The following is a 21973-nucleotide window of genomic DNA, read 5'->3' on the forward strand; positions in this document are numbered from 1 at the left end:
GGTCCGCGGATCCGGCGCCGTCGCTCCCGCGCGGTCGCCGCGACCAGAATGGACGGATGAGCGAGACCGACTGGGACGGCGCCCGCGCGCGGATCGCGGAGGCGACCGCTCCGGGGCCGCTCGAGACCGTGCCGCTGCGCGAGGCGGAGGGCTGCGTCACGGCGGGCGCCCTGCTCGCGCCGCGGCCGCTCCCCCACTACGACTCCTCCGCGATGGACGGCTGGGCGATCCGCGGCGCGTCGCCGTGGCGGCTCGGACCGGGCAGCGCCGAGCCGATCGTGACCGGCGGGGTCGTGCCGGAGTGGTGCGAGGCCGTCCTGCCGAGCGAGCGCGGCCTGGTGGCCGGCGAGGTGCTCTCCTCGGAGCAGCCGCTGCCGCTCGGACGGCACATCCGCAGCGCGGGCGACGAGGCTCCGGCGGGCACCGCGCTCGTCGACTCCGGGGTGCGGCTGCGGCCGGCGCATCTCGCACTGCTGGCGATCGCGGGCTTCGACGAGCTCGTCGTGCGCCGGCCGGCAGCGGTCGACCTGCTCTTCACCGGCGACGAGGTCGACACCGCGGGGATGCCCGGGACCGGCCGCGTCCGGGACGCGTTCACGCCGCTGCTGCCGCCGCTGGTCGCGCGCTGCGGAGGTGCGATCGGCTCCGTCGCCCGGCTCGGCGACGACGACGAGGCGGTCGCCCGCGCGCTGCTCGCGACGACGGCTCCGCTGCGGGTCACGACGGGCGGGACCGGGCGCTCGCGTGCCGACGCGGTGCGGCGAGCTCTGGGGCTCGCGGGAGCGACCGTCCTGGTCGACGGGGTCGCGATGCGGCCGGGGCATCCGACGCTGATCGCGGTGCTGCCCGACGGGGCGGTCGTGCTGGCGCTGCCCGGGAATCCGCTCGCGGCGTTCCTGGCGGCGCTGTCGTTCCTGCCGCCGGCACTGGATGCGGCGAGCCGGGCCGGTGCGTCCGCGCTGCGGCGGGGTGTGCTCGGCGAGCCGCTCGGGCGGGCCGGGTCGACCGTGCTCGTGCCGGTGGTCGAGGCGGACGGCGTCTGGCGGGCGGTGCACGGGATCCGCTCGCACATGCTCTCGGGGCTGACGGTGGCGGAGGCGGTCGCGGTCGTCCCGTCGGGCGGCAGCGGGGCGGGTGAGACGGTGCGGCTGCTGGCGCTGCCGTGGTGAGCGGGACCGGACTGCTGGCGGGGCGGGTCTCGATACGCCGCTCCGCGGCTGCTCGACCAGCGTGAGGGCGAGCCGGCCGCTGGGCGGCCGACGGGTCAGGCGGCCGGCTCCAGGCGGACGACGACGGACTTGGAGGTCGGGGTGCCGCTGACGGCCGCGGTGGAGTCGAGCGGCACCAGCACGTTCGTCTCGGGGTAGTAGGCCGCGATGCAGCCGCGCGGGGTGTCGTAGGCGATCACGCGGAACGACGGGGCCCGGCGCTCGAGGCCGTCCTCCCACTCCGAGACCAGGTCGACCATCGCACCGTCGGCGAGGCCCTGCTCGGCGATGTCGTCGGCGTGCACGAAGACGACGCGGCGCCCGCCGTGCACCCCGCGGTAGCGGTCGTCCTTGCCGTAGATGGTGGTGTTGAACTGGTCGTGCGAGCGCAGCGTCTGCAGCAGCAGGCGCCCCTCGGGCACCTTCGGGTACTGCAGCGGATTCGCGGTGAAGCGGGCGAGGCCGGTCGCGGTGGCGAAGCGGCGCTCGTCGCGCGGCGGGTTCGGCAGGACGAAGCCGCCGGGCTCGTTGACGCGGCGCTCGAAGTCCTCGAAGCCGGGGACGACCGCGGCGATGTGCCGGCGGATGAGGCGGTAGTCCTCGCGCAGCGCCGCCCAGTCGACGACCGGGGTGTTCGGCCGGTCGGCGAGCAGGCGCTCCGCGATCCCGGTGAGGATCGCCACCTCGGACTGCAGGACCGTGCTCGGCGGGGCGAGCCGCCCGCGGGAGGCGTGCACGGCGCTCATCGAGTCCTCGACCGTCACCCGCTGCTCCCCCGTCGCGCGCTTGTCCGAGTCGGTCCGGCCCAGGGTCGGCAGGATCAGCGCGCGCCGGCCGGTGACGACGTGCGAGCGGTTGAGCTTGGTCGAGACGTGCACCGTGAGCGCGAGCGAGCGCATCGCGGCCTCGGTGACGCCGGTGTCCGGAGTCGCCCGGGCGAAGTTGCCGCCGAGGCCCATGAAGACGCGGGCCTTCCCGTCGCGCATCGCGCGGATCGCGGCGACCGTGTCGGTGCCGTGCTCGCGCGGCGAGGTGAAGGAGAACTCGCGGTCGAGGGCGTCGTGGAAGGAGTCGGGCATCCGCTCGAAGATGCCCATCGTGCGGTCGCCCTGCACGTTCGAGTGGCCGCGGACCGGGCAGACGCCCGCGCCCGGCTTGCCGATGCTGCCGGTCAGCAGCAGGACGTTGACGACGTCCTTGAGCGTCGCGACGGAGTGCGCGTGCTGGGTGAGCCCCATCGCCCAGCAGACGATCGTGCCCTCGCTCGCGGCGATCAGCTCGGCGATCGCGCGGATCCGCGCCTCGTCGATCCCGCTCGCCCGCTCGATCTCAGACCACTCGGTGCCGCGGATCTCGTCGAGGTAGCCGTCGAGGCCGTCGGTGCTCTCGGCGATGAAGGCGCGGTCGAAGACGCCGCCGCGCGCCTCCTCCGCGTCGAGGAGCGCCTTGCCGAAGCCCTGGAAGAGCGCCTGGTCGCCGCCGAGCCGCACCTGGAGGAAGTGGTCGGCGAGGGCCGTGCCGCCGCCGATCATGCCGCGGACGGTCTGCGGGTTCTCGAAGCGCAGCAGCCCCGCCTCGGGCAACGGGTTGATCGCGACGATGGTGCTTCCCGCGCGCTTCGCCCGCTCGAGCGCGGTGAGCATCCGCGGGTGGTTGGTGCCGGGGTTCTGGCCGGCGACGATCAGCAGCGGCGCGCGCTCGACGTCGCGGAGGCTGACCGTGCCCTTGCCGATGCCGATCGTCTCGGTCAGGGCCGAGCCGCTGGACTCGTGGCACATGTTGGAGCAGTCGGGCAGGTTGTTGGTGCCGAAGCCGCGCACCAGCAGCTGGTAGACGAACGCGGCCTCGTTGGAGGTGCGGCCGGAGGTGTAGAAGATCGCCTCGTCCGGATCGGCGCAGGCGCGCAGCTCGTCCGCCACGACGTCGAGGGCCTCGTCCCAGCCGACCGGCCGGTAGTGCGTGGCACCCTCGTCGAGGAGCATCGGCTCAGTGAGGCGGCCCTGCTGGCCGAGCTGGTAGTCGTCCCAGCCCTCGAGCTCGATCAGCGAGTGCGCGGCGAAGAAGGCGGACGTGACGGTGCGCAGCGTCGCCTCCTCGGCGACCGCCTTCGCGCCGTTCTCGCAGAACTCGGCGACGTGCCGCTTGTCGGACTCGGGCCAGGCGCAGCCGGGGCAGTCGAAGCCGGTCTTCTGGTTGACGCGGAGGAGCGTCTCGGCGCTGCGCAGCGGACCCATCTGCTTGAGCGAGATCTGCAGCGCGTGCGCGACGCCGGGGATGCCGACCGCCCGCCGCTTCGGGGCGCCGACCGTGACGGCGCTCTCGTCGATCGGCTTCTCGCGGGCTTCGGCGTCATCGACCATTCCTGCATCGTACGTCGGGGAGCGGGTGGGAGGATGAGCGCCTGCCGTCCGGGCTCTCAGGTCGCGGGGCGGTGCGCCGCCGCGTCGAGGAGGACCCCATGAGCCGTGCCATCGCCCGGACCCGTCTGATCGCGGTCCGCGCCGGGGAGCCGACCCGCCGCCGCGAGGACGTGCTCGCCGTCGAGGAGCCGCTGGAGATCCGGGTGGGCGGCCGGCGGTTCAGCGTCACCATGCGCACGCCCGGGGAGGACTTCGACCTGGTCGCCGGGTTCCTGGTGTCGGAGGGGGTGCTCACCTCGACCGATCAGCTCGCGGCCATGCGCTATTGCGCGAGCGGCGCGGGGCCGGGCGAGAACACCTACAACGTGATCGACGCGAGCGTCCGCGGGGGCCGCGCGGAGATCCTGCTCGACCGCGAGCGCTCGGTGTACACGTCGAGCTCGTGCGGCGTGTGCGGGCTGGCGTCGCTCGAGGCGGTCGCGACGGAGTCGGCGTGGAGCGTGGCGGAGGATCCGCTGCGGGTGTCGACCGAGCTGCTCGTGTCGCTGCCGGACCGGCTGCGGGAGGCGCAGGCCGTGTTCGAGCGCACCGGCGGCCTGCACGCGGCCGGGCTGTTCGACGCGGACGGAACGCCGCTGGTGCTGCGCGAGGACGTGGGGCGGCACAACGCGGTCGACAAGGTCGTCGGCTGGGGGCTGCGCGAGGGGCGGCTGCCGCTGCGGGGCACCCTGCTGCAGGTGTCGGGCCGCGCCTCGTTCGAGCTCGTGCAGAAGGCCGTGATGGCGGGCGTCCCCCTCCTCGCGGCGGTCGGCGCCCCGTCCTCCCTCGCCGTCGACCTCGCCCGCGACTCGGGCCTCACCCTCATCGGCTTCAGCCGCGGCGGGGGCTTCAACGTCTACGCGGGCGACGCCCGCCTCGCGGACTGACGCGGCATCTCCACACGCCCTTCCCGCGACACCTCGACCACCACGCAGCGCGCGCTGACCGCGGAAGGCACCAGCTCGCGCGCCAGCGCGGCCCTTCCACGGCTCGCACGTCCGCCGGCGACGTCGCCGAAAGCAGCTCGCGCGCAGCGCGGCCCCACCGCTGCTCAGGCGACCACCGAGGACGTCGGCCGCACCGGGCTTGCACGGGCAGGGCAGAGGGCCGCGACCCGGAATCGCGTGCCAGCGATTCAGGGCAGCCCGACGCGACCCGCTCCGCGAAACGCTCCCACCCCTGCAAGCCGACCGCGAGTCGTCTAGCAGCGAAGCTGCTAGACGACCGACAAGGACTGCCGGGCGATCTCGAGCTCCTCGTTGGTGGGGATGACGAGGACGGCGACGCGGGAGTCGTCGGTGGAGATGCGGCGGGGGCCGCGGTCGCGGGCGGTGTTGCGCTCGGGGTCGAGCTCGATGCCGAGGCCCTCGAGGCCGCGGAGGGCGCCGGCGCGGACGGCCGGGACGTTCTCTCCGACTCCGGCGGTGAAGACGATCGCGTCGACGCGGCCGAGCTGGGCGTAGTAGGCGCCGACGTAGTGGCGGAGGCGGTGGTAGTAGACCTCGAGGGCGGCCGTCGCGGTCTCGTCGCCGGCCTCGGCGGCGTCCTGCACGTCGCGCATGTCGCCGCGGCCGGAGAGACCGAGGAGTCCGCTGCGGCGGTTGAGGACGGTGTCGAGCTCGTCGGTGGAGAGGCCGGCCTTGCGGGCGAGGTGGAAGACGACGGCGGGGTCCAGGTCGCCGGAGCGGGTGCCCATCACGAGGCCCTCGAGCGGCGTCATGCCCATCGAGGTCTCGACGGAGGCGCCGCCGTCGATCGCGCACGCGGAGGCGCCGTTGCCGAGGTGCAGGACGATCGTCTTGAGGTCGGAGCGGCGGCGGCCGAGGAACGCGGCGGCCGCCTCGGAGACGAACTTGTGCGAGGTGCCGTGGAAGCCGTAGCGGCGGATGCGGTGCTTGTCGGCGAGCTCGGCGGGGATGGCGTAGGTGGACGCCGCGGCGGGGATCGTGTGGTGGAAGGCCGTGTCGAAGACCGCGACGTGCGGGACGTCCGGGAAGGCCTTCTGCGCGGCCTCGATGCCCTCGAGGTTGGCCGGGTTGTGCAGCGGGGCGAGGTCGCTGAGGTCCTCGATGTTGATCTTCACGAGGTCGGTGACGACGGTCGGCTCGTAGAAGCGCTTGCCGCCGTGCACGACGCGGTGGCCGACGGCGATCGGCGGGAACTCGTCGAGGCTCGGGCCGTGCTCGGCGAAGGCGCGGATCATCGCGTCGAAGCCGGCCGTGTGGTCCGGGATCGGGGTCTCGAACTCGACCGTGTCGCCGTCGTGGCTGTGCTTGGTGCGGCCGGTCTCCTCGCCGATCCGCTCGACGAGGCCGCTGGCGAGCGTCTCCTCCGTCGTCATCTCGATGAGCTGGTACTTGAAGGACGACGAGCCGCTGTTGACGACGAGGACGACGGACACGGTGGGACTCCTGGGGGTTCGGGGTCGGACGGGGCGCTCGGGCGGGTGGCCCTCAGCGCACGACGGGGATGGCGGAGGTCGGCGGGACGATGGCCTGGGTCGCCGCCTGGATCGCGGTGATCGCGACGGTGTTGACGATGTCCTGCACGAGCGCGCCGCGGGAGAGGTCGTTGACGGGCTTCCGCAGGCCCTGCAGGACCGGCCCGATCGCCACGGCACCGGCCGAGCGCTGCACGGCCTTGTAGGTGTTGTTGCCCGTGTTGAGGTCCGGGAAGATGAACACCGTCGCGCGACCGGCGACCTGCGAGCCGGGCATCTTCGAGGCGGCGACGGCCGCGTCCGCGGCGGCGTCGTACTGGATCGGGCCCTCGACGAGCAGGTCGGGGCGGCGCTCGCGCACCAGGGCGGTCGCCGCGCGGACCTTCTCGACGTCGGCGCCCGCTCCGCTCTCGCCGGTGGAGTAGGAGAGCATCGCGATCCGCGGGTCGATGCCGAACTGCTGCGCCGTCTCGGCGGAGGAGATGGCGATGTCGGCCAGCTGCGCCTCGGTCGGGTCGGGGTTCACGGCGCAGTCGCCGTAGACGAGGACGCGGTCGGCGAGCGCCATCAGGAACACGCTCGAGACGACGGAGACGCCGGGGCTGGTCTTGATGATCTCGAAGCCGGGGCGGATCGTGTGCGCGGTGGTGTGCGCGGCGCCCGAGACCATGCCGTCGGCGAGGCCGAGCTGCACCATCATCGTGCCGAAGTAGGAGACGTCGGTGACGGTGTCGTAGGCGTGGTCGAAGGTGATGCCCTTGTGCGCGCGGATGCGGGCGTACTCCTCGGCGAAGCGGTTGCGGTGCTCCGGGTCGAGGACGCTGAGGACGCGGGCGCCGTCGATGTCCAGGCCGAGGCTCGCCGCGCGGGAGCGCACCTCGACCTCCTCGCCGAGGATCGTCAGGCGGGCGATGCCGCGCTTGAGCACGGTCGCGGCGGCGCGGAGGATGCGGTCGTCGCCGCCCTCGGGCAGCACGATGTGCCGGTCGGCGATGCGGGCGCGCTCGATCAGGCCGTACTCGAACATCAGCGGCGTGACGACCTCGGAGCGGCCGACGTCGAGGAGGGTGAGCAGCTCGACCGGGTCGATCGCCTCGGCGAACAGGGCGAGGGAGGTGTCGCGCTTACGCGGCGAGTCGGCGGCGAGGCGACCGCGCGCGGCGGTGACGCGCACCGCGGTGTCGTAGGTGCCGAGCTCGGTCATCACGATCGGCAGGCGGTTGTCGACGCCCTCGATCAGGCGGACGATCGGCTCCTGCAGCTCGAAGCCGCCGTTGAGGATGATCGCGGAGACCGTCGGGAAGTTGCCGGAGGCGTGCGCCATGATCACGGCGAGCACGACCTCGGGGCGGTCGCCGGGGACGATGACGACACCGCCCTCCATCAGGCGCGGCAGGACGTTGACCATCGACATGCCCGCGACGACCACGCCGAGGGCCTCGCGGCCGAGCAGCTCCGGGTCGCCCGCGACGAAGACGCCGTCGACGGCGTCGATGATGCGGGAGACGCTCGGGGCGACGAGGGACGGGTCCTCGTGGATCGCCCAGACCGGGGCGCCGGCGGGGAGGGCCTCGCGGATCGCGGCGACGGCCTGCTCCGAGGTGCCCGGGTCGGCGCGGTTCGCGACGACGCCGATGAGGCTCGCGTGCGCGGTGCGCAGCTCGACGGCGGCGAGCTCGGTGATCTGCCGCATCTCGTCGGGCGTGCGGGCGGGGGCCTGGCCGAGCTGCTCGCTCCGCGACGGGTCGCGGCCGGTGAGGACGAGGAGGACGGGGGCGCCGAGGTTGGCGGCGATGCGGGCGTTGTAGCCGAGCTCCGTCGGGCTGCCGACGTCGGTGTAGTCCGAGCCGAGGATCACGACCGTGTCGCACTGCGCCTCGACGGCCTTGTGGCGCTCGACGATGCGGGAGAGGGCGGCCTCGCCGTCGGCGTGGACGTCCTCGTACGTGACGCCGATGCAGTCGTCGTAGGCGAGACCCGAGTCGGAGTGGCCCAGCAGCATCTCGAGCACGTAGTCGCGCTCGGAGGTGGAGCGGGCGATCGGGCGGAAGACGCCGACCCGCTGCACCTGGCTGCTGAGCAGGTCGAGGACGCCGAGGGCGACCGTGGACTTGCCCGAATGACCTTCGGCGGACGAGATGTAGATGCTCTGAACCATCGGCGCAAGCCTAGCGACGGGGGCCCTCCGGAGGCTGGGCGGGTGCCCCGGATGGGAGAGCGTGCAGGAGCGGCGGGGTGTGGAGGAGAGACGGGCGGTCGTCGCCGCCCGGGCCCATGCGACGTAGCCCGGAGCCTGCGGCGTGCCGGAGCCAGGCGCCCGCAGGGCGGCGCCGCCCGCGGGCGGCGCGCAGGCGCTCGCGCCGCTTAACGGAAAAGACCCCCCGCGCACCCGCCAGAGCCCGGTTACCCTTGCTGCGTTTCCGCCCTGGGGGAGTTGGCCTGGATGGCGCCACGCGGGGAGCCGGGAGACAGTCTAACCGACGTCGGCGGGGTGCGGGCACGGCCGTCGCGGTGCTGTGGTCAGCGGAGGGCGCCGGCACCGGCTAGTATCGATGAGTCGCGGCCACGGTCGCGCCAGGAGGATTCGCCTAGTGGCCTATGGCGCACGCTTGGAAAGCGTGTTGGGTGCAAGCCCTCGGGGGTTCGAATCCCCCATCCTCCGCCGAACGGCGCCGCACGCTCTCGCCAGCTGCGGCGCCGTTCTCTGTTTCCCGGCGCCCACGCGACGTCTTCTTCGCGAGCACCTTGCTCCTCGGAACGGTCGAATCGCGTCGGTCACCGCCTTCTTCGCGCTCACCGCACCGGCGGTAGGACGACCGTGCCAGAATCGCACGCATGACGGAGATGAACTCCCGCGTCCTCGGCTTGCGCATCCGCGAGACCCGGTCACGCCGCGGGATGAGCCAGGACGAGCTCGGCGCAGCGGTCGGCCTGGAGCGCTCCGTCGTGAGCAAGATCGAGGCCGGGGTCAGAAGGGTGACAGCCCTGGAGCTGTCCGATATCGCGGCAGCCCTCGGAGCGCGGATGTCGGAGTTCTTCGAGGACGCCGCTCCGGCGGTCGTCGCTCACCGATCGAGCCGAGGGCTCGACACCGTGGACTCGAACATCGATGGGCTCCTGTCCGGACTCGTGCGGGACGTCGAGTTCGTCGCGGGACTGAACGCCGCGAAGCTGCCTCGAGCGGTCGACGACACCGGTGCGCGTCCGCGGTGGACGCCACCCACCACCGGCCGCGAGGCGGAAGCACTCGCGGTCCGCGCTCGGGAGCTTCTCGCGCTTCCCGAGGACGCCCCGGCTCGCGATCTGAGCGAGCTCGTCAGCAAGGCCGGGCTGCTCGCCTTCTCCTCCGACATCGGGGCCGACACCGCCGACGCCGGGTCCGTGCAGTACACGCTCGGCGGGATCGCCATCGTGAACAGCCACATGAAGGTCGGGCGCCGGCGGTTGGCGCTGGCGCACGAGCTGGGACACCATCTCACCGCCGCCGCGTACGTCGTCGACTGGCGCGTCAGCGAGCACGGACTCGATTCCGTTCCCCTCGAATCCAAGCTCGACCGCTTCGCTCGCGCGGTCCTGCTTCCCGAGCAGGCGCTCCTGCGCGAGTGGCCGACTCTCGTCGAGACCTCGGGCGCACGGAGCGCCGCGATCCTCACCGCGAGCAGGTACCGAGTCGACTTCGCCTCGCTCGCCTCGCGCTTGCGGGAGCTCGACCTCGTCAGCCAGGACGACGACGCGGTGGTCCGCCAGTGCAAGCCGATCGCTGCGGACTACATCGAGCTCGATCTTCATGCTCCCCCCGAGGAGCTCACGGGGACGAGCGTGCCTCGGCAGTTCTCGAAGGCGGTGCTCGATCTGGTCAGGACCGAGCGGATCAGCCGCGAGCGCGGCCTGGACCTGCTGCGTCGAACTCTCGCGGAGGATGATCTTCCCGAGGTCCGCCCGCGGCGCGCCGACGAGATCTGGTCCTTCGTCTCATGACAGTGCCGGCGGAGGCGCTCGTGTTCGACACCGGACCGATGCGCCACTTCGCAGCGGAGGGCTGGCTGGGGGTCCTCAAGTTCCTCGCGGGAGACCGCCCGGTCGTCATCCCCGACGCCGTCGAGCGGGAGCTGCGCAGCGCGCCGGGAACCGTCTTCGACGGGCTCGATCTCTCGAGCCACACCTGGATCAAGGTCTTCCGGTCGACCGACCTGGACTTCCTGAGTGCTGTCGCGAGCTTCGAGGACAGGCTCGTCGCGGACCGGAAGAACGTGGGCGAGTGCGCGGTCCTGGCCCTGGGCCAGCGGTTCGGCTGCGAGCTGGTCATCGATGACGCCGTAGCCCGGTCCGTCGCGCGGGAGCACGGCCTCCGCTTGACCGCAACGGTTCCGCTGCTCTGCCAGGGGATACGGTCGAAGCTGCTCACGCTGGCGATGGTCGAATCGCTCGTGGACGATCTGCTGCAGGGCGAGTACTTCCTGCCGTTCGGGAGGGGCGGATTCAGGCAGCACGCGCTCGAGACCGGCCTTCTCGAGTACGAGGACATCTGACGACGCTCGCAGCCTCTCGACCGATCGAGGGGAGTCCGGTCAGCGGGTGAGGCGCAGGAGCCACTCGTCGAGGAGGGCGCTCTCGGCCGCGCTGAGGCCGTCGACGCCGGGCAGCGCGGTGCGCAGGGCGACCGCGTGGGCGGCGAAGGCGCGGGCGGCGGGGTCGGTCGGGCCCGCCTCCGTCGTGGTGATCGCGGCGAGGACGGCCTCGCGGGAGCGGGCGGAGAGCTCGTCGTCCGGCGCGGACGCCAGCGTCAGCGTGCAGCCGAGGGCGGCGGACTGCAGCAGGCGGGCGGCGTGCTCGACCTCGACGGTGAGGCGGCCGGCCTCGGCGACGGCGCGGACGTGGCCGGCGAGGACGCCGCGGGCGAGGCGGGCCGCCTCGGACTCCTCCCCCGGCCGCCCGGTGAACATCAGGGCGTAGAGGTGCGGCTCGGCGAGCCCGAAGGCGATGTGGTGGTCCCAGGCGGCGCGGAGGGCGTCGACGGGGTCGGCGGGTGCGTCGACGGCGTCGAACTCGGCCTGGGCGGAGGCGAAGCCCGCGGCGGCGACGGAGTCGAGCAGGCCGCGGAGGTCGCCGAAGGTGCGGTAGATGGTGGGCGCCTGGACGCCCGCCGCCGAGCTGATCGCGCGGGTCGAGACCGCGTCGCGGCCGCCCTCCGCGAGCAGCGCCGCCGTCGCGCTGAGGATGCGGTCGCGGGTCGTCGGGCTCTCGGTCACGAGTATCGACGCTAACACGGCGGCGTTAGCGGTCGTGCACGGGGAGTGCCGGTGACGTGGATCTCGATACGCCCGCGGAGCGGGCTACTCGATCAGCATGAAGGGCGGCGGGGCCGGCTCCACCAACAGCACGAGGGGCGTCGGCACATGCTGGTCGAGTAGGCGCCCGCAGGGCGACGTATCGAGACCCGCCCGACTGGCCACGGTGGATCTCGAGACGCCCGCTGCGTGGGCTACTCGATCAGCATGGAATCCCGCTGCGCGGGCTACTCGATCAGCAGGGGCAGCGCGCGGCGCAGCCCGAGCGGGCCGCGGGCGCTAACGGGGTGAGCTCGAAGGCGGAGGAGGAAGCGATACCGGCGGCATCGCGCCCGACGACAACGCCGCAGATCGCCCCGTCAGCGCTCATGCGCCGCGGCCGCTGGCGCCGCCGGCTGCAAGGCGGAGGAAGGAGCGATACCGGCGGTATCGCGACTGACGACAACGCCGCAGACGGTGGTGTCAGCGGCCGCGGCGGGCGGTGCCGAAGATGCCTCGGACGACTTCGCGCAACAAGGTCTTCCCGACCGAGGACCCGAGGACCTCCTCGACGACCGTCTTGTCGCGGCGGGTGGAGCGGGAGCGGGTGGTCGGCGCGGTGCGGCGGCGGGAGCGCTCGGCGGCCTCGTCGGCGCGGCGCTCGGCGGCGGCGCGGTCCTTGGCACGGCGGGCGGCGTCGCGGGCGTCCTCCTTCGCGCGGCGGGCGTCGTCGGCGGCCTGCTCCTTCGCGCGGCGGGCGGCCTCCTCGGCCTGCTCCTCGGCGGCGACGCGGGCCTCCTCGGCGTCGGCGGCCGCGTCGAGGCGGCGGGTGAGGATCTCGCGGGCCGAGTCGCGGTCGAGCGGGGTGCCGTAGCGGGCGAGCAGCGGGGAGCGCAGGACGCTCGCCTCCCGCTCGGCCTCGGGGGTCGGCGCCATCGAGCCGCGCGGGGCGCGGAGCCGGGTCCAGGCGACCGGGGTCGGGGCGCCGCGCTCGTTCATCACCGTGACGATCGCCTCGCCGATGGGGAGCGCCTGCAGCACTTCGCCGAGGTCGTAGTCGCTCTCGGGGTAGGTCGAGACGGTGGCGCGCAGGGCCTTCGCGTCGTCGGGGGTGTGCGCGCGCAGCTGGTGCTGGATCCGCGAGCCGAGCTGGGCGAGGACGTCGCTCGGCACGTCCTTCGGGGTCTGCGTCACGAAGACGATGCCGACGCCCTTCGAGCGGATCAGCCGCACGGTCTGCGTGATCGCCGCGAGGAAGTCCTTCGACGCGTCGCGGAAGAGCAGGTGCGCCTCGTCGAAGAAGAACACCAGCTTCGGCCGGTCGAGGTCGCCGACCTCGGGCAGGTCGTTGAAGAGATCGGCGAGCAGCCACATCAGGAACGTCGAGAACAGCGCGGGCTTGTCCGCGACTCCGGGGACCTCGAGCAGGCTGACGACCCCGCGGCCGTCGGGCGCGAGGCGGAGGAACTCGGCGGTGTCGATCTCGGGCTCGCCGAAGAAGACGTCGGCGCCCTGGTCGGCGAAGGCGATCAGCTCGCGCAGGATGACGCCGGCGGTGGCCTTGGACAGCCCGCCGAGCTCGGCCAGCTCGGCCTTGCCCTCGTCGCCGACGAGGTAGGTGAGGACGGCGCGGAGGTCCGAGAGGTCGACGAGGGGCAGCCCGGCGCTCTCCGCGTAGTGGAAGACCAGGCCGAGGCTCGACTCCTGGGTGTGGTTGAGGCCGAGGACCTTCGCCAGCAGCAGGGCGCCGAAGCCGGTGACCGTCGCGCGGACGGGGACGCCGGTGCCGATGCCGCCGAGCGCGAAGTACTCGGCGGGAGCCGCCTCGGGTGTCCAGTCCTGCCCGATGGTGCGGGTGCGGGCGAGCAGCTTCTCGTCGGGGGTGCCGGGGGTCGCGAGTCCGGACAGGTCGCCCTTGATGTCGGCGGCGAAGACGGGGACGCCGTGCGCGGAGAGCTGCTCGGCGAGGACCTGGAGCGTCTTGGTCTTGCCGGTGCCGGTCGCGCCGACGACGAGGCCGTGGCGGTTGAGCATCCCGAGCGGGAGGCGGACGGGGACGTCGGCGCGGGCGTCGCCGTTGACGAGGGCGCCGATCTCGAGGGCGGGGCCGGTGAAGGCGTAGCCGGTGCGGACGGCGTCGACGGCGGACTCGGCGAGCGGTCCGGGGGTGGGGGCGGCGGACGGTGCAGGGGCGGATGCCGCAGCAGGTGCAGGCGCGGACGCCTCGACCGGAGCGGGCACTGCGACGGGTACGGGCTCCTCCCCCGGCACGCCGTCGACGAGCCGCACGTCGTCGACGAGCCGCACGTCGTCGACGACCGCGGCCGCCTCCTCCGGACCGGCGACCGCCTCGAGGGCGGCGGCAGCCGCCTCGGCGCGGGCGAGCGCCTCCGCGGCCTCGGCCTGCAGTCCTCGGGCAGCCTCGAGGGCCGTGCGTGCGTCGTCCCTCGCCGAGGCGAGCCCGTCGTCGTTGCTCATGCGCTCAGCCTAGGCTCGCGGCGCGACCCGGGCCCCGCTCCCGCTCAGTCCTCGCGGACGTGCCACGGCTGGCCGTAGCCGCCCTCCTCGAGCGGGCGGGCCATCAGCTCGAGGAACGGCTCGGCGTCGAACGCCTCCGGTCCGAGCACGCCGGAGCCGGACCAGGCGCCGGTCGCGAGCAGCTCGAGGGCGATCACCGGGTTGAGCGCGGTCTGCCAGACGACGCACTGGGTGCCGTACTCCGCCATCGTCCACTCGTTGTCGCTCACGTGGTAGAGGTACACCTCGCGGTGCGCGCCGTCCTTCGCGCCGGAGACCCAGAGGCCCGCGCAGGTCTTGCCGGTCATCCGCGGGCCGATGCTCGCCGGGTCGGGCAGGCCCGCGGCGACCACGTCGCGCGGCGAGACCAGCACGGGACCGTCGGCGGAGCGGACCCGGACGGGCTCGGTGCGGTCGAGTCCGAGCAGGTTGAGCGTGCGGAGGACGCCGATGAACTCGGCGCCGAGGCCGTACTTGAAGGTGACCCGCTTCGCGTCGAGCCAGCGCGGCATCAGCAGCACCTCCTCGTGCTCGACGTTGACGCACTCGACGGGGCCGATCCCCTCGGGGAACTCGAACACCTCCGGCTCGGAGAACGGCGGCGTCGTGAACCAGCCGCGGTCCTTCTCGAAGATCACCGGCGGGTTCAGGCACTCCTCGATGGTCGTCCAGATCGAGAAGGAGGGCGCGAAGATCTCGGCGCCGGACTCGTCGCGGACGACGAGGTTCGCGCCGTCGCGGACGCCCAGCTCGTCGATCTCGTCGAAGAGGTGGTCGGCAGCATAGCGGGCGAAGACGTCGGAGAGACCGGGCTCGACGCCCATCCCGACCAGGGCGAGACGGCCGGCGGTCTCCCACTCGGGCGCGGCGGCGAACTGCTCGTCGCCGAGCTTGAGGCCGGTCTTGGCGTGCGGCTCCTCAGGGTGCGGCCGGGAGAGGCTCATCGCCATGTCGACGTAGTCGGCGCCGGCGGCGAGGGCGCCCGCGAAGATCGTCGGCACGAAGGACGGCTCGACGGCGTTCATCACGTGGGTGGCGCCGTGGGCGCGGGCGACGGTCTCCACGTTCTCCGCGTCGGAGGCGTCGATGCGCGCGGCGACGAAGCGGTTCTCGAGGCCGTCGGCGCCGTGCCGCTCGAGGATCCAGGCGACGGTGCGCTCGGCCCGGGCGAGCTCGTAGTCGCAGACGACGATCTGCTCGAAGAAGGTGCGGCGGGCGGCGATCTTCGCGAACGCGTCGCCGACGCCGCCGGCGCCGACCAGGAGGATTCTCATGCAGCCACCGTAGCGACGGAATCGCTCGTGGTTCAAGGCCCGGACCGCGGGAATCGGGAGGCGGGGTGGATCCGCACGACGGAATCCGTCACTCCTGCTCCGTCTCCTCCGCGATCTCGAGGAGGCGGATGAAGCGCGAGAGCCGCTCGAGCGCCGCCATCGAGGTGGGCGGCGACGCGGCGAGCGCCGGTGAGTGCACGAGGTAGGCGGCCCACTTGGCCCGCGAGATCGCGACGTTCAGCCGGTTGGGCAGCAGCAGGAACTCGAGGCCGCGCGGGACGTCGGCGCCGGAGGAGGCGGCGAGCGAGACGATCGCGACGACCGCCTCCCGGCCCTGGAAGAGGTCGACGGTGCCGACGAGCGTCTCCTCGAGCCCGGCCGCGTCGAGGGCCTCGCGGAGCAGGGCGCCCTGCGCGTTGTAGGGGGCGACGACGATGACGTCCGCGGCGGTCAGGGCGCGCTCGCCGTGCTCGTCCGTCCAGGCGCGGCCGACCATGGAGAGGGCGATCTCGACGACGCGGCGCGCCTCGTCCGGCGAGGAGGTGGTGTCGCCGGCGTGCACGACCGGCGCCGCGTGCAGCCCGGGCGCGACGCCGTCGAGCCGGCGCTTCGCCGGGGCGCGCGAGGAGAGGGCACCCTCGTAGGAGAGCTCGGAGACGGCCGCGGCGAGCGCGGGGTGCATCCGGTAGGTCTGCGCGAGGAAGTAGCCGAAGGCGGGCGGCAGGACGTCGTGGCCGTCGGCGAGCCAGCCGAGCGCCGACTCGTCGACCGGCTCCGGGTGCGAGCCCTGGCTGACCTGCGGGAGCTGCTGCGGGTCGCCGAGGAGGAGCACGCGCTCGGCGGCGATCGCGGAGGCGATGGTGGGCGCGAGCGAGAACTGCCCGGCCTCGTCGATCACCAGCAGGTCGAGCGAGCGGCGCGGGACGCTGCCCGCGTTGGCGAAGGTCCAGGCGGTGCCGCCGACGACGCAGCCGCCGCCCTCGGCGAGCGCGGCGAGGGCCGCGCCGTTCTTCACCGGCGTCCAGGCGACGGCGGCGAGCGCCTCCGCGGAGCTGCCGGCCTTGGGCACCTTCGCGACCCGGGCGCGGTCGACGCCCTTCGCGACGACCGCGGTCAGCACGTTCTCGACGACGGAGTGCGACTGGCCGACGACGCCGACCCGCCAGCCGTGCTCGGTGACGAGCCGGGCGATCACGTGCGAGCCGACGTAGGTCTTGCCGGTGCCGGGCGGGCCCTGGACGGCGAGCGTGGCGCGCTCGAGGCCGAGCAGGGTCTCGACGACCGCGCTGATGACGTCGTCTCCCTGCACCGGCGCCACGACGGCGGGCGGCACGCGCCGGAGCACGTCGAGGGCGGGGTCGGCGAGCAGCGCGGGCAGGGCGTCGAGCACCTGGCCGCCCCACTCCGCGATCGCCTCGGGCTGCGGGGCGGCCCGGGGCGGCGGCGCGGGCGCGAGGGCGATCGGGACGTCGTCGTGCGGGTCCTCCCCCGCGCGCAGGCCCTCCTTGAGCAGCAGCACGATCCGCTCGCCGTCGTCGGACGCGGCGAGGATCTCGGCGCGGTCGGAGGCGCCGCGCATCCCCGGACCGGGAGACGGCGCGCCGGGCGGCGCCGGGGAGTCGTAGACGAGGAACGGCTTGGCGCCGATGCCGAGCCGGCTGCCCGGGGCGAGGCGTCCGAGGATCCGCAGCTCGCGCGAGAGGGTGCGCGCCCTGGCCGGCGTCGACCAGTCGCGGACGACCTCGACCCGCTCCACGACGACCACGTCGCGGGCGTCGGCCCAGTCGTCGAGCGGCTGGCGCAGCCGGTCGAAGTGCTCCTGCCAGAAGGTCTTGGCCTCGCGGCGGTGATAGTCGATCGCCGCACCGGCGAGGGCGAGGGCGGTCTGGTCGGGGGTGCGCTCGCGCGGCTCGATCCCCTCGACCTCGGCGAGGAGCGCGACGGCGACGGGGTCGGGCTCGCGGGGCACGGGCAGGTCGACGTCGACGAGCGGGAGCGGCTCCTCCTCGCGGGCGGGGACGAGCGAGCGCAGCCAGTCGCGCAGGCGCAGGGTGGAGCGGCAGTCGTAGGCGTTGTACTCGCCGATCTCGGCGAGGCGGCGCTCGCCCTCGGCGCGATCGGCCGCCGCCTTCCCCGGATCCTTCTCGGCCCGCTGCAGCAGCGCCCGCGCCTCGACGTACTCGCTGATGCTGTCCGCCGCGTTCGTCACCCCCTCGACGTCGCGCGCCTCCTCGCCCATGTAGAGCGGCTCGAGCTTCTTGATCGAGTAGCTGCGCGAGCCGACGCGCAGCGCCCGGCGGACGACCGGGTAGAGGTCGACGAGGACGCCGTCGCGCAGGAGCGCGTCGATCTCCTCCTCCCCCGTGCCGTGCCGCTGCGCGAGCGAGAGCAGGTGGCTGCGCTCGTAGGAGGCGTAGTGGTAGACGTGCATCCGCGGGAAGCGCGCCCGCCGCTCGCGGAGGAGGGCGAGGAAGTCGACGAGGGCGCGGCGCTCGGCCGCCAGGTCGTGCGCCCAGAACGCGGTGAAGACCTCGTCCTCATCGACCATGCCGAAGAGGTAGTCGAGGCCCCACTGGCCGTCCTCCGCGTGCAGGGGGTCGCCCTCGAAGTCGAAGAAGAGGTCGCCCGGGTCGGGGGCGGGCAGGGCGTTCAGCACGGAGGCGTCGACGACCTCGACGACGGGGACGTGGTCGGCCGAGGCCTCGGTGGCGAGCTGCAGGCGGGCCTGGGAGCGCAGCGTCTCGGCGGCGCCGGCGCTCATCCCGGGGACCGGCCCCTCGCTGACCGCGAGCGCGTCGAGGGTGGTGATGCCCGCGGCGGCGAGCTTCGCGCGCTGGTCGAGGCGCATGCCGGCGACCAGGATCGGGTCCCGGTGGGCCTGCACCTCGGGGGCGCAGAGGCCGCAGCGGCCGCAGGCGGTGAAGCGCGGATCGCCCCAGGCCACCGGCTCGGTCGCGGCGAGGTGCTCCTCGAGGACGGTGCGCAGGCGCGCCCGCTGGACCCGCTGCACCGGGGCGATCGTCGCGAGGTCGTGACTGGTGGTCGTGCCGTCGCCGAGGACGAGGTGCACGCGCTCGCCCACGCGGATGCCGCGCGCCGCCATCTGCTCGGCGTACGCGGCGAGCTGCAGCAGCGCGGGGATCTTCGCGTGCCGGGCGAGCTTGGTGTCGTAGACCTCGTAGGCCCCGTCCTCGGTGCGGAGGAGGAAGTCGGAGAAGCCGATGAAGCTGCCGTCGTAGAAGGTGGCCTGGTAGAGCACGTCGACGCCCGCGCGCATCGCCTCGACCGCCTCGTCCGCGGCCCTCGCGTAGTCGGCGCGCTCGGGGCGGGCGAACTCGAGGACCTCGTGCGTGCGCTTCAGCTCGGCGAGGAAGGCGACCTCGTGCTCGTCGCCGAGGACGGCGGTGCGCTGGAGCATCGCGTCCTCCTCGAGGACGACGCGGGACGCTCGGCCGAGGGTCGCGTCGAGCCGGCGGAGCACCGCCCACTCGCAGGCCGACCAGGAGGAGAGATCGGTCGGGCTCGTGACGATGCGGCCGTCCTCGAGATACATGCGATTCCCTCCGAGGCCGCCGGGCGACGACCGCCTCCAGGGTAGGGCGACCCTCCGACACCGTTGCGTGCGAGGCTGGGCGGGTGACCAGGGCGCGCTTCGAGATCATCCCGTCGGACGGCATCGGCGAGGAGGCGGAGCGGGCGTTCCCCGATCCGGCAGCGGTGACGCTGACCGTCACGAGCCTGCCGAAGCACGGGACGGAGCGGACGATCGACGCCGCGGTGGAGCTGGCCGGCCGCGGCTTCCGGGTCGTGCCGCACCTCGCGGCGCGGAACGTGGACGGGCGCGACGCCCTGGAGCGCGCGCTCGGGCGGATGCGGGACGCGGGGATCGACGAGGCGTTCGTCGTCTCGGGCGACGCGAAGAGCGCCTCCGGCAGCTACTCGACCTCGCTCGAGCTGATCCGCGACGCCCGCGAGCTGCGGCCGGAGCTCGCCGTCGACATCGCCGGCTACCCCGAGGGGCACCCGCACCTCTCGGACGAGAGCATCGCGAAGCACCTGCGCGAGCGGGCGCCCTACCTCCGCGGGATCGTCACGCAGATGTGCTTCGACGTGGACGCGGTGGTCCGCTACGCCGACGGGCTGCGGGACTCGGGGATCGACGCGGAGCTGTGGGCCGGAGTCCCGGGGCCGGTCGAGCGGGCGAAGCTGCTCTCGCTGGGCGCGCGGATCGGCGTCGGATCGTCGCTCAACTTCCTGAAGCGCAGCTCGTCGGTGGCGGGCGGGCTGCTGCGCGGCCGCCGCTTCGACCCGTCCGCGTTCGTCGCGCGCCTCGAGGCCGCCGCGGGCGACCGCCTCGCCGGCCTGCACGTCTACACCTTCAACGAGCTCACCGGCCTGCGCGACTTCTGACGCACGCCGCGAGATGCCACTTGTGAGCGGCTTTCACGGCGTGTCGAGCTCACAAGTGGCATCTCGCGGAGGGGATCAGCGCGTGAGGCGGACCCAGATCGGCGGGTGGGGGAGCTCGGACTCGGTGCGGAGGCGGCCGGCGAGGGGGGCCCAGACGATCAGGGCGACGGCCAGGCCGAGCAGGAGGCCGCCGATGGTGTCGCTGAGCCAGTGCGCGCCGAGGTAGGTGCGGCTGGCCATCATCGCGACGGAGTAGAGGAAGCCGGCGATCCAGACCCAGAGCAGCGGGAAGACCAGGGCGAGCACCATCGCCGTGGTCGAGGCGTTCGCGGTGTGGCCGGAGGGGAAGGAGCCGTAGTCGCTGGTGACCAGCATGTCCTCGGGGCGGGCGCGGCCGACCAGCTCCTTCACGAGCTGGGTGGCGCCGACGCTGACGAGGGCCGCGACCGCGTAGTAGAGCGCGGCCCAGCGCCGGCGGAAGACGAGCAGCACGATGATGATGGCGACCGGGATGATCGCCGTGCCGACGATGCCGGCGCCGACGGTGTTCATGATCAGCGCGGGGACGTCCCAGACGCTCGAGCGGTGCTCGACGACCTCGTCCATCCACTCGACGTCGAACGAGAACGCCGACGTGGGGCGGAAGGCGATGATGACCGCGAGGACGATCGTGACGGCCAGCGCGATCGAGGCGGAGATCAGCGGCCAGCGGCGCGAGACGTGCCGGGCGGCCTCCGTGGTGAGGACCTTCGAGACGACGTCGTCCGAAGGGGCGCGCCGGTGGAGGCGCTCGCGCTGCACGGCGTCGGGCTGGGCGACGCCGGGCTCGGTCTTCAGGGGGTCGTGGCGAGGATCCATCCGGACATGATGCCGTCGTCGGCCGTTCACGCGCTGGGGGTTGCGGGCGGGCGCGGCGAGTCCCGGCTCGGAGGAAGCACCTCCGGCACGCGGGAATCGGCGAATTCCGCGAGCCGGGGCGGTTCCGCGAGCCGGAGGTCCGGCTCGGCGGCTCAGTCCTGCAGGGCCGGGACCGTCCGGGGGCGGACGACGAGCCAGAGCGCCAGGATCGACACGGCGGCGGTCGCCATCATCACGCCGGCCATCGGCACGGCCGACTCGGCACCGAAGACGCCGGAGATCGGCGAGAGGATGCCGGCGGTGCCGAAGTTCACGGCGCCCAGCAGCGACGCCGCGGTGCCCGCCTCGCGGCCGTGGTTGACCAGCCCGAGCACCTGCACGCAGGGGAAGCTGAAGCCGCAGGAGGCGATGAAGAACCAGAGCGGGACGAGGGTGCCCCAGATGCCGAAGCCCAGCACGTCGAACAGCGCGATCAGCCCCGCGGTGACGAAGAGCGAGACGGTGGTGACGGCGAGGATCCACTGCGGGCCGACCCCGCGGCGGCTGAGGAACGAGGACGCCTGCACGCCCGAGACCACGCCGAGCGAGTTGACCGCGAAGAGCAGGCCGTACTGCTGCGCGTCCAGGCCGTAGAGCCCCTGGAAGAGGAACGACGAGCTGGAGAGGTAGGTGAACAGACCGCCGAAGGTCATGCCGCCGATGATCGCGACGCCGACGAAGACCCTGTCCGAGAGGACGGCCCGGTAGCGCTGCACGAGCGAGCGGGAGTCGCGGTCGGCCCGCGCGACCCGGGGGCGGGTCTCGACGATCAGCAGCGCGACGGCCAGCATCACCAGCAGGCCGTAGGCGGCGAGGAAGACGAAGATGCCGCGCCAGTCCATCACCAGCAGCAGCTGCGAGCCGATCACCGGGGCGAGCACGGGCGCCAGCCCGGAGACCAAGGCGAGCCGCGACAGCATCTTCACCAGCGGACGCCCGCCGAAGAGGTCGCGGACCATCGCCATCGCGACGACACCGCCCGCGGCGGCGCCGGCTCCCATCAGGAAGCGGAAGACGCCGAGCGAGACGATCTCGGGCGCGAACGCCGCGCCCACGCAGGCGAGGACGTGCAGCGAGGTCGCGAGCAGGATCGGCAGCCGGCGGCCGACCACGTCGCTCCACGGGCCGACGACCAGCTGCCCGAGCGCGAAGCCGAGCGTCGTGCCGGTGAGGGTCAGCTGCACCGCCGCCTCCGACACGTTCAGCTCGCCCTGCAGCGCGGGGAAGGCGGGGAGGTAGAGGTCGATCGTGAACGGGCCGAGCGCGGTGAGCGCGCCGAGGACGATCACGTAGACGAGGCGCTGACGGTTGGTCAGGGCGTCGCCGGCGTGCCGGTGCACGGGGATCGAGCCGGTGGGGGTCGGGGCGAGAGAGGTCACGGAGCCTTCCTGCGGAGCGCAGAGCGGAGAAGGGAGAGGGGCGTCGCGGAAGGGCACCGCCTCTACCGCCAAGCGACGGGAGGCCGGATTCATTCCTCGACTATCGAATCAATTCGACCGGTGTCGCGCAAGAGCGGAAGCCGACCTCGGGAGCCGGAGTGCGCCTGCGGGATGCCCGGAGC

14 protein-coding genes, 1 tRNA gene and 1 other RNA gene are annotated in these 21973 nt (G+C 73.5%); 6 read left to right on the top strand and 10 right to left on the bottom strand.

The genetic code is table 11. The annotated features are described in order from the left end of the window. Positions 1-56 precede the first annotated feature (56 nt). Positions 57-1169 carry a molybdopterin molybdotransferase MoeA gene (locus GTU73_RS15190; protein WP_160090525.1) on the top strand — a complete coding sequence of 371 codons (1113 nt, stop codon included), beginning with the start codon at positions 57-59 and terminating at the stop codon, positions 1167-1169. A 95-nt stretch (positions 1170-1264) separates the two neighbouring features. Here GTU73_RS15190 and GTU73_RS15195 read toward each other — a convergent pair whose 3' ends face one another. Further along, positions 1265-3568 carry an FdhF/YdeP family oxidoreductase gene (locus tag GTU73_RS15195; protein ID WP_160090526.1) on the bottom strand — a complete coding sequence of 768 codons (2304 nt, stop codon included), beginning with the start codon at positions 3566-3568 and terminating at the stop codon, positions 1265-1267. A gap of 98 nt (positions 3569-3666) precedes the next feature. On the opposite strand from GTU73_RS15195, the gene fdhD reads away from it, so the two are divergent. After that, positions 3667-4494, top strand: coding sequence for a formate dehydrogenase accessory sulfurtransferase FdhD (gene fdhD / locus GTU73_RS15200; RefSeq protein ID WP_160090527.1), 828 nt, complete (start codon positions 3667-3669; stop codon positions 4492-4494). Between the two features lie 329 nt (positions 4495-4823). Here the strand turns inward: fdhD and GTU73_RS15205 are convergent, their stop codons facing one another. From GTU73_RS15205 to ffs, 3 genes are all read right to left on the bottom strand, one after another. Continuing rightward, positions 4824-6008 carry an acetate kinase gene (locus tag GTU73_RS15205; protein WP_160090528.1) on the bottom strand — a complete coding sequence of 395 codons (1185 nt, stop codon included), beginning with the start codon at positions 6006-6008 and terminating at the stop codon, positions 4824-4826. 52 nt (positions 6009-6060) lie between these two features. Beyond that, a complete protein-coding gene (pta, locus tag GTU73_RS15210) occupies positions 6061-8205 on the bottom strand; it encodes a phosphate acetyltransferase (protein WP_160090529.1) in 2145 nt (714 codons plus the stop codon). Positions 8206-8416: 211 nt separating this feature from the next. Then, positions 8417-8513: signal recognition particle sRNA small type (gene ffs / locus GTU73_RS15215), an RNA gene on the bottom strand. 111 nt (positions 8514-8624) lie between these two features. Here ffs and GTU73_RS15220 point away from each other — a divergent pair. The 3 genes from GTU73_RS15220 to GTU73_RS15230 all read left to right on the top strand — a co-directional run bounded on the left by GTU73_RS15220 (position 8625) and on the right by GTU73_RS15230 (position 10576). Then, positions 8625-8709 (top strand) — tRNA-Ser (locus GTU73_RS15220). Between the two features lie 173 nt (positions 8710-8882). Then, complete coding sequence (locus GTU73_RS15225) at positions 8883-10025, top strand: XRE family transcriptional regulator (protein ID WP_160090530.1); 1143 nt, start codon at positions 8883-8885, stop codon at positions 10023-10025. Between the two features lie 20 nt (positions 10026-10045). Next, positions 10046-10576, top strand: a complete 531-nt coding sequence (locus tag GTU73_RS15230; RefSeq protein ID WP_244231661.1) for a nucleotide-binding protein — start codon at positions 10046-10048, stop codon at positions 10574-10576. Positions 10577-10615: 39 nt separating this feature from the next. On the opposite strand, the gene GTU73_RS15235 is transcribed toward GTU73_RS15230, so the two are convergent. From GTU73_RS15235 to GTU73_RS15250, 4 genes are all read right to left on the bottom strand, one after another. Beyond that, positions 10616-11296 carry a TetR/AcrR family transcriptional regulator gene (locus GTU73_RS15235; RefSeq protein WP_208543678.1) on the bottom strand — a complete coding sequence of 227 codons (681 nt, stop codon included), beginning with the start codon at positions 11294-11296 and terminating at the stop codon, positions 10616-10618. 501 nt (positions 11297-11797) lie between these two features. Further along, positions 11798-13792, bottom strand: coding sequence for a helicase HerA-like domain-containing protein (locus GTU73_RS15240; protein ID WP_160090532.1), 1995 nt, complete (start codon positions 13790-13792; stop codon positions 11798-11800). A gap of 44 nt (positions 13793-13836) precedes the next feature. After that, entirely contained in the window at positions 13837-15105 is a 1269-nt protein-coding gene (locus GTU73_RS15245) for a saccharopine dehydrogenase C-terminal domain-containing protein (protein WP_160090533.1), read from the bottom strand. Between the two features lie 88 nt (positions 15106-15193). After that, on the bottom strand, positions 15194-18658 hold the full coding sequence (locus GTU73_RS15250; RefSeq protein ID WP_160090534.1) for a bifunctional RecB family nuclease/DEAD/DEAH box helicase: 3465 nt from the start codon (positions 18656-18658) through the stop codon (positions 15194-15196). Between the two features lie 83 nt (positions 18659-18741). On the opposite strand from GTU73_RS15250, the gene GTU73_RS15255 reads away from it, so the two are divergent. Then, entirely contained in the window at positions 18742-19515 is a 774-nt protein-coding gene (locus tag GTU73_RS15255) for a methylenetetrahydrofolate reductase (RefSeq protein ID WP_160090535.1), read from the top strand. A 75-nt stretch (positions 19516-19590) separates the two neighbouring features. On the opposite strand, the gene GTU73_RS15260 is transcribed toward GTU73_RS15255, so the two are convergent. Beyond that, on the bottom strand, positions 19591-20373 hold the full coding sequence (locus tag GTU73_RS15260) for a phosphatase PAP2 family protein (RefSeq protein WP_160090536.1): 783 nt from the start codon (positions 20371-20373) through the stop codon (positions 19591-19593). A 152-nt stretch (positions 20374-20525) separates the two neighbouring features. Next, complete coding sequence (locus GTU73_RS15265; RefSeq protein ID WP_160090537.1) at positions 20526-21884, bottom strand: multidrug effflux MFS transporter; 1359 nt, start codon at positions 21882-21884, stop codon at positions 20526-20528. Positions 21885-21973 lie beyond the last annotated feature (89 nt).

The organism is Rathayibacter sp. VKM Ac-2804 (assembly GCF_009866655.1).
GTDB lineage: Bacteria > Actinomycetota > Actinomycetes > Actinomycetales > Microbacteriaceae > Rathayibacter.